Annotated in this window: 10 protein-coding genes; 3 read left to right on the forward strand and 7 right to left on the reverse strand. The window is 38.8% G+C overall.

Features of this window, described 5'->3' with window-relative positions; genetic code table 11:
• Positions 1–9: 9 nt before the first annotated feature.
• Positions 10–1,590: a GGDEF domain-containing response regulator gene (locus tag ACQKKO_RS09575; protein WP_498646583.1), complete on the reverse strand. Its 1,581-nt coding sequence runs from the start codon at positions 1,588–1,590 to the stop codon at positions 10–12.
• Between the two features lie 319 nt (positions 1,591–1,909).
• Here ACQKKO_RS09575 and ACQKKO_RS09580 point away from each other — a divergent pair, with 319 nt between their 5' ends.
• Genes ACQKKO_RS09580 through ACQKKO_RS09590 form a run of 3 tightly spaced genes read left to right on the forward strand, consistent with a single transcriptional unit; the run spans position 1,910 to position 4,624 of the window.
• Entirely contained in the window at positions 1,910–2,605 is a 696-nt protein-coding gene (locus ACQKKO_RS09580) for a FadR/GntR family transcriptional regulator (RefSeq protein WP_498646585.1), read from the forward strand.
• 19 nt (positions 2,606–2,624) lie between these two features.
• A complete protein-coding gene (locus tag ACQKKO_RS09585) occupies positions 2,625–4,196 on the forward strand; it encodes a glutathione ABC transporter substrate-binding protein (protein ID WP_498646587.1) in 1,572 nt (523 codons plus the stop codon).
• A complete protein-coding gene (locus ACQKKO_RS09590) occupies positions 4,196–4,624 on the forward strand; it encodes a hypothetical protein (RefSeq protein WP_498646589.1) in 429 nt (142 codons plus the stop codon). The genes ACQKKO_RS09585 and ACQKKO_RS09590 overlap by 1 nt, the downstream gene beginning before the upstream one ends.
• 45 nt (positions 4,625–4,669) lie before the next feature.
• On the opposite strand, the gene ACQKKO_RS09595 is transcribed toward ACQKKO_RS09590, so the two are convergent.
• The 6 genes from ACQKKO_RS09595 to ACQKKO_RS09620 form a co-directional block, all read right to left on the reverse strand.
• Positions 4,670–6,331, reverse strand: a complete 1,662-nt coding sequence (locus ACQKKO_RS09595; protein ID WP_498646590.1) for an ABC transporter substrate-binding protein — start codon at positions 6,329–6,331, stop codon at positions 4,670–4,672.
• Between the two features lie 37 nt (positions 6,332–6,368).
• Entirely contained in the window at positions 6,369–7,973 is a 1,605-nt protein-coding gene (locus ACQKKO_RS09600; RefSeq protein WP_498646916.1) for an ABC transporter substrate-binding protein, read from the reverse strand.
• Between the two features lie 76 nt (positions 7,974–8,049).
• Positions 8,050–8,961 carry a carbohydrate ABC transporter permease gene (locus ACQKKO_RS09605; protein ID WP_498646592.1) on the reverse strand — a complete coding sequence of 304 codons (912 nt, stop codon included), beginning with the start codon at positions 8,959–8,961 and terminating at the stop codon, positions 8,050–8,052.
• Positions 8,962–8,978: 17 nt separating this feature from the next.
• Positions 8,979–9,938 carry an ABC transporter permease gene (locus ACQKKO_RS09610; protein WP_498646594.1) on the reverse strand — a complete coding sequence of 320 codons (960 nt, stop codon included), beginning with the start codon at positions 9,936–9,938 and terminating at the stop codon, positions 8,979–8,981.
• A gap of 140 nt (positions 9,939–10,078) precedes the next feature.
• Positions 10,079–11,611, reverse strand: coding sequence for a response regulator (locus ACQKKO_RS09615; protein ID WP_498646596.1), 1,533 nt, complete (start codon positions 11,609–11,611; stop codon positions 10,079–10,081).
• Positions 11,611–13,392 (reverse strand): sensor histidine kinase, encoded by a 1,782-nt coding sequence (locus tag ACQKKO_RS09620; protein ID WP_498646598.1) that lies wholly within the window; start codon positions 13,390–13,392, stop codon positions 11,611–11,613. Before ACQKKO_RS09620 ends, ACQKKO_RS09615 begins: the two co-directional genes overlap by 1 nt.
• Positions 13,393–13,523 lie beyond the last annotated feature (131 nt).

Raw genomic sequence — 13,523 nt, forward strand, 5'->3', positions numbered from 1 at the left:
TCCAGTTCTCTATAATAAAGTTCGCTGTAACAAGCGTTGAATTCGAGCGCGTAGCTCTTCTGGCTTAAATGGTTTTATAATATAATCATCGGCTCCTGCGTTAAGTGCTTGTACAATTTCCACTTCATTTGATTTGCCAGTAAGCATAACTACAAGAATATCTAACTCAGGAAAGTTCAATCGAATATGAGTAAGCACTTCTAAACCATCCACCTTGGGCATCATGCGATCAAGCACAATTAAGAACTTTTGCCTTGGCTGATACCAATCTGATTCTAGAAAGTCTTCTCCATTTTTAAATGTTAAAATCCTGAAAATAGACCCTTGAACCACAATTTTTAGAAGCTCGTCCTCCACGACATCTCTAACAACCTCGTTATCATCAACAATACAAATTGTTACAAGTTGTTCTACTTCGTAAGCCTCGGAAGGATTGTAGATTAGCGCTTTGTTTCGACCAGCACGTTTTGCGGCATAAAGAGCTTTATCTGCCTTGTCGCTAAGTTCTTCTATTTTGCTAATATCTTTAGCAACTTCAGAAATCCCTGCTGAAACCGTTACATGAAATGTAATCTCTTTACTTGTGAATAGCAGCTCTTGAAATTCAATCCTAAACCGTTCGACCATTTGAAATGCTTGATATTTATTAGTGTTTGGAAGCAGTAGAACAAACTCTTCTCCCCCGAGACGAATAACTAAGTCTCCTACTCTTTTTCTGCTCGTTAAGAAGTCTGCAAATCCTTTTAATACGTCATCTCCTACCAAGTGCCCATATGTATCATTGATCTTCTTAAAGAAATCTAAATCTAGTAGGACAAGTGAAAAAATCGTATCATAGCGATGAAACAACTCAAGCTGTCTTGTTCCTTCAAGTCTTAAGTACCTTCTATTAAACACTCCAGTTAAATCATCATACATAAGAGAGCGTTCAAAAATACTACGAAGCTTAATTCTGTTTTGAATGCGTACAGACAATTCAGTAGTATGAACAGGTTTCACAAAATAGTCCGTTATACCTTGTTTGTACGCCTCATTTTGCACATCTAAAGAGCTTTCTTCACTTAAAACGATTACCGGAACAATCTCTGAACCCATTTTTTGAGAAAGAGAATGTAATTCAGTAGAATGAACAGCCAATTTTTTTGGATCAACGAGAATGACACACTCAGGCTTCTGATCATTAAAAAACTGATTTCCTTTTTCAACACTAATTGCCCCAGTTACCATAAATCCCTGTTCTTCGAGACTATTCTTAAGATAAGCCAAGTAGCTTCCATCCTCTGAGATGATTAAAACAAGAGATGGGTCCGCCTGTAAACCCACAGACTCGTTACTCTTTTTTTCAACTAATACTGTATTTTTTAAATAGAGAACAATCTCTTCGTAAGTCCACTCTTCTTTATCAGCAGGAAGCGATTCGAGCAAAACCCTCGCTTCAGCTGAATGCTGCGGTAAGCCAATTGACGAGCCTGTACCTGCAATTGAATGTAAAAATCGGTACAATTCATCGTAGGAGACAGTATGTTGCGCCTCCCAATGATCTAAGGTTATTTCAATCTTTTCTTGTAATTTTAATTGATATTTCTTCATGGTTAACTCCCTTCTAACCATTGCTCAAGAACTAGTGGTTGGATGTAATATCCAACTTACACAATCTATTATAGTAAATTTTAATCAAGAAATCATGGATTTGTGGAAGATAGATTTGTCAATGTATTAAGGAAAGAAACTTAATTCTTAAGTTGACAGTAAAATCTCCCCTATGCTAGGATCTTCTTATTAAAGCCGTGTATTCCTGTACGAATTATTAAAATTCTAGATTTAAAGGTATAAGGTTTAGACCTTATACAACCCAAGGGGGGAATCTTTTATTTACAAACTTTCTTTAAAACAAGTGCAATCAAAAAAAGTGAGCGATTTCATCTATGAACAGCTAGAAGAAGCCATTATCTTAAAAGAATTCCTTTCAAATGAGCAGCTACCCTCTGAGAGAGAGCTTTCTACATTATTTAACTGCAGTCGCCTAGTTCTAAGAGAAGCATTGGCTGCACTTGAACAACAAGGATTAATTGAAAAAAGATTAGGTGCAAAAGGTGGAACGTTTGTCCTCCCCACTACAAAGCAATCAAATCATCGATCGAGTTCTGTCATTGAATCTTCATGGAAAGATTTAATAGACGTTTTTGAGTATCGTTCTATTATTGAGCCTGAAGCAGCAAGACTCGCCGCTTTGAAAATAACGGACGAAGAATTAGATTCCCTTCAGCTTATTTTGGATCAAAGTCAACATCAGTTGATTGAACGTGAAGAGTTTCGATCACTTGATGTAAAGTTTCATCTTATATTAGGTCAAGCTTCAGGCAATTCGTATCTTGAAAATGCCATTCGAAAAATACGTACACGCATTAATCCAGCCCTTGACTTGATGCCATATAGCAATGAGGTTAAAACAAAAACAATAACCGATCACAAGCACTTGCTTGCCGCTCTTCATGAGAGAAACTCAAGCCTTACGAAAGACATGATGTTTAATCATATAAATAGAAGTACTAAAGCTATTTCTAATCAATTTTCGAAACATTCCATCACCCACGATGAGTCATGAGAGGAAAGAAGGAATTATATTGAAAACCCTATTTACAGTTTCTTTACTTACAGGAGTACTTTTGCTTACAGCATGCTCAAGTGATTCAACCGAGCCTTCAAACGATGCATCCACGATTGATGAAGTCGGAAGGGAGATAACATACTCATTAGCCACAGATATTCAGAAACTTGATCCACATACAGAAAATGTAGTTGTCAATTGGAAAGTTGGATTTAATGTATATGATCGACTAGTTACCCAAAATGAATCGATGGAACTGGAGCCTGGACTTGCTACAGAGTGGGAATCAATTGATCCTACTACATGGGAATTTAAGTTAAGAGAGGATGTAACCTTTCACGATGGTACTGAATTTAATGCTGAAGCAGTAAAAGCGAATCTAAATCGTAGTCTTGCCGAGGAAACGATCTCACCTACTGCTTATTTATACGATCGCATTGAGGATACAGAAGTCGTAGATCCTTATACGGTTAGGTTTCATTTATCTGAACCGTTTGCCTCTTTACCTGCACACCTTGCTCAATATGGTGGTTCTATGCTGAGTCCTGCCGTTATTGAAGAAGATAACGAAGCAATAGCAAACGGAGAGGATCCTGGCAGTGTTGTCGCAAATAAACCAATTGGTACAGGTCCATTTAAATTTGAATCGTGGAACCCAGGTTCAGAAATCAAATTGGTTCGAAATGAAGATTATTGGGGCGGAGCACCTAACATCGAAGGGGTTTCGTACAAGATTGTTCCAGAAGAATTAACACGAGTGGCAGATCTTGAAACACAGGCATCAGACATTATTGATTCAGTAAATCCTAATAGCATGGAACAAATTGAAAATAGTGATGCTGCTGTTATCGTAGAAACAGACTCAACCTACGCAAATTTTCTTGGATTTAACACAAATAAAGAACCGTTTGATGATGTGCGTGTTAGACAGGCAATTAGCATGGCAATCGACAAGGACATAATTGTTGATTCTATTTTGAATGGCGTTGGTACAATAGCTAACAGCCCACTTTCACCTTATGACTTTGGTTTTGCAGACGTTGAGGCATTGCCTTACGATCCAGAAGAAGCAAAAGAGTTACTTGAAGAAGCAGGTCAAAGCGATTTATCATTGGAATTATCCGTAAATGATGACCGGACACGTGTAGACATTGCTACTTATATCCAACAGGCACTACAAGACATAGGAGTAAACGTTACAATTAGTCAAATGGAGTTTGCATCATTCGTAGAATATACTGGACAAGGTGAAGCAGATTTGTTCCTACTTGGCCGTTCAAGCCCAACAGGAGATGGATATAATGCACTGTTTACCATTCTTCATTCTAATAAACAAAGCAGCAATCAATTAAGATATACGTACGCAAACCCAGCATTCGATGAGCTTGTTGATCAATCCATACAAACCACAGATGAAGATGAGCGTAACGATTTGTTTGAAGAAGCGCAACAAATCGTAGCAAATGATGTCCCGTTTGATTTTCTATATTATCCTGTGGATCTACTAGGTGTATCTAATCAAATTAGTGGAGTAAAAACTCTACCATCTGGTGTCGTGTTACTAAAAGATGTTGAAGTGGTAAAATAATGACTACACGAGTGAGACTTTCAATGCCGATTGCTTTTTTAATTGAAAACATTCGAACAAGCGGTATGTCTGATGATAAGCTGATTCAAGTCATAAAGAACCGTGAGTTCAAGTTCATCGTAGATCAAGTTGTTGATCCGACGATGAATTTCGATGAACGAATTCAAACGGCAGAAGAGCTTAGCGAGCCCTGGGAAGAAGCGATAAAAGAAGGCTATAGTTTTAAATTTTTACACCTTAATGGCGTAAAAAAAATTCTTGCGCTCCGCTTTAACAAAAGCGATGGAGTTGATTATAGTCAACAAGATCATAAATTAGTTGGAATTCATCTCTCTTCATCAGAAGAGAATCTATTGCATGAACTCATTCAAGGTAGTTGGACTGTAACAAAAAGCACTTCACTCATTACCATCACACCAAAATACTAAAGTAAAAAGCCGAGAGAAGAGTAACCTTCTCTCGGCTTTTAAACCTTATTCACCCCAAAGTTCTACTCGATCCTTAATCAGCTCTGTATATTCCTTCTCCGCTTCTTCTGCTCCTGCAGCAAGTAATTCATCTTGGAACTCATCCCAAACTGCATCGAATTTCTCAGGATCTGCTAAGATGGCTTCTGGTATCTTACGCTTCATAATGTCTAGGCATCTTTGCATGACGAGTTCTAGATTTGATCCGGCAGGTACCGCCATGTTATAAGCGGCTCCCCATGGCTTTTGCGGGAACTCATCCTCTTGCGGATACAGATCCTTCCATAGCTCGGCATCATACGCACCGAGTACTTCTTTCTCTTTATCTGTATACGCATCCTTAATTTGTTCAGGACTTGCGATTGTAAAGGTTTGACCAGTTGAGTCTTCGGCACCATTCCCATAAACAGGGCTGAATCCTTTTAATACGCCAATTCCTGTTTCCTTTGTGAAGTTTGCGTTATTATTACGCTCTTCCATCTGTTCTTCACTGATTACACGCTTACCATCTTCAATTGTATAGTGTTCTCCTTCAATTCCCCAGTTTTGAAGAATCTGTCCTTCTTCTGAAGCAAGGAAATCAATAAACTTAATCGCACGGACCGGATTTTCACAATCTACTGAAATTCCAATGCCCCACCCGCCTAAATATCCGGTTGGTTGAAAGTTTGGATGCTTAAACTCTTCTGTTAATGTAACTGGATACATTCCATGCATACGTTCTGGTTTCCCTGCTTCTCTTAGCGCGTTTTGTGCCTCATTCACTTGCCAATCTGCATCAATTAAACCAAGTACACGACCAGATGAGATTTTTGCTAGATATTGATCATACTTTTGTACAAAGCTCTCTGGATCAAGCAACCCTTCATCATTCATATGGTTTAACCAACGGAAATACTCTTTTTCCTCTGCACGTCTGTAATGGAACTTCGCCTCATACGTATCTGGATCAATATAAAATTCGCCATCATCTGGTGCACCCGTCGCAAAGAAAGCCGGATTCGTTGTTGAAATCATAATTCGCCAATCATCAGCGAGTAACGATAACCCAACAGTAGGCTGACCATCAATGGTTGGATTCTTTTCTTTGTATTCTCTAATTGCGTTCTCAAAGTCATCTACCGTACGGATCTCTGGATAACCTAACTCTTCTACAACAGCATGCTGCAACATGAAACCAGTTCCTGGCTCCCAATACGTATGATCCACTTCTGCGGTTGGTAGAATATAAATGGCTTCATCTTCATTACTCCATTTGAGTCGATCAAAATAATCTCCATAAATCTCTTTTAAATTTGGAGCGTGTTCTTCTATTAAATCAGTGAGATCAAGAAACGCTCCTGCATCAACTAATGTATTTGCATTTCCTTTTGGCCAAATTAAGTCTGGATAGTCTCCGCTAGCAGCCATTAATGCGATTTTCTGGTCACCACCATTGACATCAAACTCTCCATTGATTGTCACCCCTGTTTTTTCTTTAACGATCTCACTTACTGGACTTTCCATATTGTCCCATTGAGAGTGTATGTCTCCACTAAATAACGTGAGTGTAATATCACCCTCTGGATCCTCGTCCTCCAAGTTCGCTGTGTCTTTACTACACCCAATTAAGCCGCTTACCAAAACAACTGAGGTCAAAAACATTCCTGATTTCCAATGCTTACTCATTCAACATCCCCCTTAACTTGTTTTTATACATAGGCGCTTAACTCCCACCCCAAAGCTCCACTCTATTTTTAATTAGCTCCGTGTATTCCTTCTCTGCTTCTTCGACACCAGCACTTTCTAACTCGCTCATAAATTCATCCCACACACGATCAAAATCATCCGGACTCGCTAAAATAGCCTCAGGTACTTTTCGTTTCGTTAGATCCAAACACCTTTGCAAAATCAGCTCCAGGTTTGATCCAGATGGGACTGCAATGTTATACGCAGCTCCCCATGGTTTCGGAGGAAACTCATCTTCTTGTGGATACAAGTCCTTCCATAGTTCTGCATCATAAGCTTCAAGTACCTCTTTTTCAGTATCTGTATACGAATCCTTGATTTGATCTGGGCTTGCTATGGTATAGGTTTGCCCTGTTGAATCCTCTACGCCATCTCCATACGCTGGCGCAAATCCCTTCATTACACCAATGCCCGTATCTTTCTGGTAATTGGCGTTATTATCTCGTTCTGCCATCTCTTCTTCACTAATGACGCGTTTTCCATCTTCAACCGTATAATGCTCTCCTTCAATCCCCCAATTCTGCAGGATTTGTCCTGCATCTGATGCTAGAAAATCTAAGAACTTAATGGCACGAACCGGGTTCTCACAATCAACGGAGATACCAATTCCCCATCCACCTAAATAACCAGTTTCCTGAAAGTTAGGGTGTTTAAAATCTTCATTTAAAGTCACTGGATACATTCCATGCATTCGTTCTTGCATCCCAGATTCCCGAAGCGCTCTCTGTGCTTCACCTACCTGCCAGTCAGAATCAATCAGACCCAAGATTCGTCCAGATGAGATTTTAGCTAGATACTGATCATATTTCTGCACAAAACTCTCAGGATCGAGTAACCCCTCATCATTCATGTGATTCAACCAACGAAAATAGTCCTTTTCCTCACCTCTGCGATAATGAAGCTTAGCTTCGTACGTATCTGGATCAATATAAAACTCGCCATCCCCTGTTGAACCTGTAGCAAAGGCAGCCGGATCAGTTGTTGAAATTAAAATTCTCCAATCATCGGCAAGTAACGATAATCCAATCGTCGGCTGCCCATCAATCTCTGGATACATTTCCTTATACGAGCGAATAGCCTTTTCAAAATCATCCACTGTCCGGATATCAGGATAACCAAGCTCCTGCACCACATCATGCTGTAGCATAAATCCAGTAGCTGGCTGCCAATACGTTTGATTGACTGGAGGAGTTGCGAGAATGTAAATGGCCTCATCCTCATTACTCCACTTAAGCCGATCAAAATAATCACCGTAGATTGCCTTTAAATTTGGTGCATGCTCTTCAATTAAATCCGATAAATCAAGGAGCGCGCCTGAGTCTACAAGTGTACTTGCATTCCCTTTTGGCATGATGAGATCTGGATAGTCACCACTAGCGGCCATCAATGAAATTTTTTGATCTCCTCCATTTACATCAAATTCAGCATTAATGGTTACTCCCGTCTCTTCCTTTACAACTTCACTAACTGGACTTTGCATATTATCCCACTGGGAATGCATATCTGCCCCGAATAGACTTAATGTAATTTCTGCTTCAGGGTCCTCGTCTTCCATACTCACCGGGTCATTACTACACGCCATTAAACCACCCACACTAATCAACGAGAGAGTAAATAGGCTTTTCTTCAAGAAATCCTGCACCCCACATCAATCCTCCTTAGCTTTTCACTGCGCCTAACGTCATCCCCTGTACAAAGTATTTTTGGAGAAATGGATACACTAATAAAATAGGTATTATGGTGACCATTGATATCGCCATCTTAATCGACTCTGGTGATACCTGCTTAGCAGCCTCTTCTCCAGCAACTCCTCTAAAGGAATTAGCATCAGATGCACCCATATTTGTATTTTGTAAGATTTTCATTAATTCATATTGCAACGTTGTCAGAGCTGGATTTGAGCTATTATACAAATAGGTGTCAAACCATGCATTCCATTGTCCTACCGCTACAAACAAAGCAATAGTCGCAAGTACCGGCATACAAAGTGGCATGACAATTCTCCAGAATATTGTAAAGTCACTCGCTCCATCCATTTTTGCAGATTCTTGAAGTGCATATGGTAGACCATCCATAAAGGAACGAACGATGATGATATTAAACGCATTAACCATCCCAGGTAAGATATAGACCCAGAACGTGTTAATGAGGTTAAGTTCTCTCATTAGCATGTAGCCAGGGATCAATCCACCAGAAAAGTACAGCGTAAGGACGATAAAGATAGAAACAAATTTTCTCCCTTGAAAATCAGACCGGCTCAACGTGAATGCGACCATAGCTGATGAGAATACACCAAGCACTGTGCCGAGCACCGTTCGAAGGATAGAGTTGATTAACCCCGTCACAAGATTATCGTACTCAAAGATTGTCTTATAGTTTTCTAACGTGAATTCTCTTGGCCAGATATGAATGCCCCCTCGGACGGTATCTGTAGAGTCATTCAAAGAAATGGCCAATACATTGAGAAATGGATATAAGGTGATGACAAACACTAAAATGAGAAACGTATAGTTTACAAAATCAAAGATTCGATCCCCTTTTGTTAACCGGTTTCGGCTTAACTTACTCATACATCCTGCCCTCCCCTCTACATGACACTTTGATTCGCATATCGCTTAAAGATGCCATTCGCTATAAATAAAAGCATTATACTGACAAGTGAATTAAAGATTCCAATAGCCGTTCCATAGGAGAAGCGTCCAAGCCCAATCCCATAATTTAAGGCATATAGCTCTAGTACTTCAGAGAAATTAACAACGGTTGGATTCCCAAGAAGGAATTGCTTCTCAAACCCAATCGTAATTAAGTTTCCGATTGAAAGAATTAACACAACTAAAATAGTTGGACGAATACCTGTTAAGGTAATGTGCCAAATCTGTCTAAAGCGACTAGCTCCATCTACTTTTGCCGCTTCATATAATTGCGGATCAATTCCAGCAATCGCTGCTAAAAAGATAATAGAGTTCCAGCCCATTTCCTTCCACAAATCAGCTAACGTAACGATTACCCAAAAATACTCCCCTTTAGTCATGAACTGAACAGGTTGGTCGAGAAGACCAGCAGCCACAAGTAAATCATTGATGACACCCCCATCTACAGAGAGCATCTTTGTAACAATACCTGCCACGATGACCCATGACACAAAATGCGGTAGATAAGAGACGGTCTGAACCGTACGTTTAAAGGTCTTTAAGCGAATTTCATTTAGAAGAACTGCAAACATAATGGGAACCGTAAAGCCTACTGTTAATCCCATAATGCTCATTACAATGGTGTTTCGTAACACAAGGTAAAACCGTTCATCTTGAAAGAGTTCGATGAATTGCTGAAACCCTACCCACTCTTGTTCAAAAAAACCAAGACCTGGTCGATAATTTTGGAATGCCATAACCCAGCCCCCAAGAGGCAGGTAATTAAATACAAAAACCCAAGCGACAAAAGGAAGCGACATCAAATATAGAATCTTTTGTTGTTTGAATATGGTCCAGAAACTTTTTTTCTGCAAAGAAACGCCTGCTTTTGAATGCGTTTTCATTTTAGTTTTCATCTTTTCTCTCCTTCCTATGATTTATCATATACGGAATGAGAAGAGGAAAATACATGATACATTTCACCAGAAATCAGATATAAATTAGTGGTACAAATATACAAGTGAAAAGCGATAGGTCAAGTAGAGGACCTATCGCTTTATTGAATCTTACTTTGCTTAAGATTTTGGAGGAGCAGTTGCTGTTTTTGAAACGCTCTTGGAGAAATTCCTACATATTTTTTGAATTTCCGATGAAAATAATCAACATCTTTATAGCCAATCTTTTCTGATACTTCATACACTTTGTACCCTTGCTCCAGATAGATTTTTCCATACTTTATCCGACTCTTATCAAGATACGTATTAAAGTACTCCCCTGTTTGCTCACGAAAAACCTTGCCCAAGTACGCCGCATTATAATTTAGCAAATCAGCAATTCCCTCTAGTCTTAAATTTTCTGCGAATTGTTTGTCGATTAGTTCAATCATTCTCTCAACTGTACTTGTTTTACTCTCCGCATAAACTAGATTAATTAATTCAATAAAACGATTTGTCATAACAGTTCCAACCTCATAAATATGAGGTTGGTCATATATGATAGTTGGGTTAAAAGGCAATGATTCAATTAGAGTAAGTTTTTTCGGGTCATGAAGGACTAACTTGTTCACTACCATCGAATACAGATGAATCATTGTTTTTTGAACACTTACCGGCTGATATCTCTGTTCAATTAAATCCTCAGTTAAATCTTGAATCAGATCTCTGCACGAAGCGACGAGTCCAAGCGTGATCATGATGGAAAGATTTTTTACATACGTGTCTAGATTAAACTCTCTATCCGATTGAACACTGTGATTTAAATTTAAATGCTCGTTTGTTAAACAAGTAGATTCTCTAAATAAAAAAGAATAGGTGAGCAACTCCTGTGCGTTTGAGTACGAATATATCAGGTCTAATGGGTCTGTCACAGCTTCCCCAATAGCTGCGTACCCCGCTTTCGCCTGGATATAGGAGTTCAATTGCTTTTCCGTATCCTTTGCCTCGCCTAGAAGAATGACTCCTACTTTAGGGTTTGAGAACACTAGACTACTCGAAACTGTTTGTTCTAATTGCTTTAATTCTTTCTCCGTCACTTCTTTTGGTTGGTGCAGCTTAAAAAGCACAATACGGTAACTGTTAGCCAATAAACCAAATTGCTTACACTGCTCGGAAAATTGATCCTTATACATTTCTTCAGGTCGTGTTAAAGTTTGTGCAAGGAAATGATCTTTCTTTTTCAAAAAGTCTTTTTCTAACAGCTCAGTTAACGCGTGATGTTGAATCAATTCTGCGTGTATTTGCTTAAGTAAAGGAATGAGTTCTTCCTCATCTAAGGGTTTTAATAAGTACCCGTCGACCCTATGAAATAATGCTTCCTTTGCATACGTAAAGTCTGCGTGACCGGTTAGAATGATAAAACGAGTCGTCGAGTCTGTTTGTCTGATGGTATGAATTAATTCTAACCCTCCCATCTCCGGCATCCTAATATCCACAACCATCACATCTGCTTTCAGCCGATGATATAGTTGAAGTGCGTCCTTTCCATTTTTAGCGGTTCCCTGAATGTGAAACCCATACTGATGCCATGGTATTAATGAACATAACCCCTCACGAATCATCGGCTCGTCATCTACTATTAAAACCTGATACATCATTTCCCCTCCCAAGGTATACTAAATTGAATATGTGTCCCCTTCCCTTGTTGACTATTGATTTTGAGTCCGGCTTCTACGCCATACATGAGTTTCAGTCGTTGATGTACGTTCCTCAATCCGATCCTGTTTTGCCCGTTTGTTTCCTTTTCTTCAAGCATAGCGTCTAAATGTTTTAATCGGTCGCCCGTCATTCCGACTCCGTTGTCTTCGACTGAAATAATCACTCGATTGTGTTTAAGATAAGATGAAATAACGACCTTCCCTCCAGTATCTTTGGCTTCTAACCCGTGATACACAGCATTTTCTACGATGGGCTGAATAGTCAATGGCTGGATAAGCAGTTCTTTTGTTTCAGGAGTAATGTTTAATTCATACTCAAGCCGATCACCATATCGAAAGGTCTGAATGTCCAAATACGTTCGAACGAGCTCCATTTCATCTTTTAAAGGAACGGGTTTCCCTTCTGTATCGAGACTCTTGCGAATGATTTGCCCAAGTTGCTTGACTACATTCGCAATCTCTTTCTCTCCTTCTATATGTGCCTTCATCCGAATCGATTCAAGCGTATTAAATAAAAAATGAGGATTAATCTGACTAGCTAGCATCTTAAATTTCATTTCATTTTGATTGACTTCGATTTGATTCTTCTGTCGATTCGTTTCAAGCACTTGATCGATCATTCCTCTTAGATTATCAACCATTTCATTAAATTGGTTGGAGAGCTGACCAATTTCATCTGTACCATCAATATTAATTTTTGTTGTTAAATCTCCTGCTGCGACTCTTTCAATATTTTTGCTTAGATTCGAAAGCCTGTTTGATAACATCTTAGAAAAAATGGTAATGAGAATAACAGCCAGTGTTACGCCAATACATGTAATGAAAACACCTGTCAACCTTAGGCGATTTGCGCGTTCAATCACTTGATTATTTAATGTAACTGTCACAATGGATAAGTCACTTTGACTCATCATTGGATTAAGTAAATCCACAGTTACTTGCGCAGGCTCACCATTAAATGTTTGTTCATAATTACCAGGTGTCCAGAGTAAATCACGATCAACTTGATCAGTTAAGGATACACCCTTATATTCAGGTTGATTTGAAGAGATTACTTGACCTTCTTCATCAGTAATAAATGTCAGCAATGATTCCTGTTTTAAAATCGCATCTAGTTGACTTGGCTCGATTGTAATGACAACAACTCCAAATGTTTGTTCCTCGATAAAATTAATTCGTTTAACTAGACTTAAAAAATGTTGTTCGTTATTTGTCTCATCTGGTAGCAGTCTCCACCGGTTATACCCAACATCCTCCTCTACTTGTTGGTACCAGCTTTCGTTTCGAATCTTTTGATCTACAGGTATGAATTCCCAGTTATTAATCAACGTTGGATTGTCATAATAAAAGCGAACTGAATTGATTTCACGCTGCGTATAAAGATAAGATTGAAAATTCTGATACTGATAATAACGAGTAAATACATCAAAAGTTGATGTATACCTTGTTGTTACAAGCTCTTCTAATTCCCTATCAAGTTCAAGGCTATTTGAGATAAAGGTCGGAATTTTTAGTAGCTCGTATGTTCGTTCCTTTACACGTTCTGAATTGGACTTTGATTGCTTCATCATATCGTCTAAAGCAATTGAGCGCAGTTCCTGTGTTAATAAAACACCTACTAAGGTAATTGGGATTAAGACAACGACAATAAAAGTAAGCATCAGTTTCTCTCTAAGTTTCAGATGATTCATCCATTTGAGAAACATCGTTCGTAACACAAAAGCTCCCCCTTTAAAAGAAAGCGTTTTCATATTATTATACCTTATCTTTTCAACATTTAAAGAGATTTATAAACGTTTATTTCATCAAGTTATATTATTCAGATATATCAATCAAACAATGATTACGC

It is taken from the genome of Alkalihalobacillus sp. NPDC127517, from assembly GCF_050276055.1.
Classification (GTDB): domain Bacteria; phylum Bacillota; class Bacilli; order Bacillales; family Bacillaceae_D; genus Alkalicoccobacillus.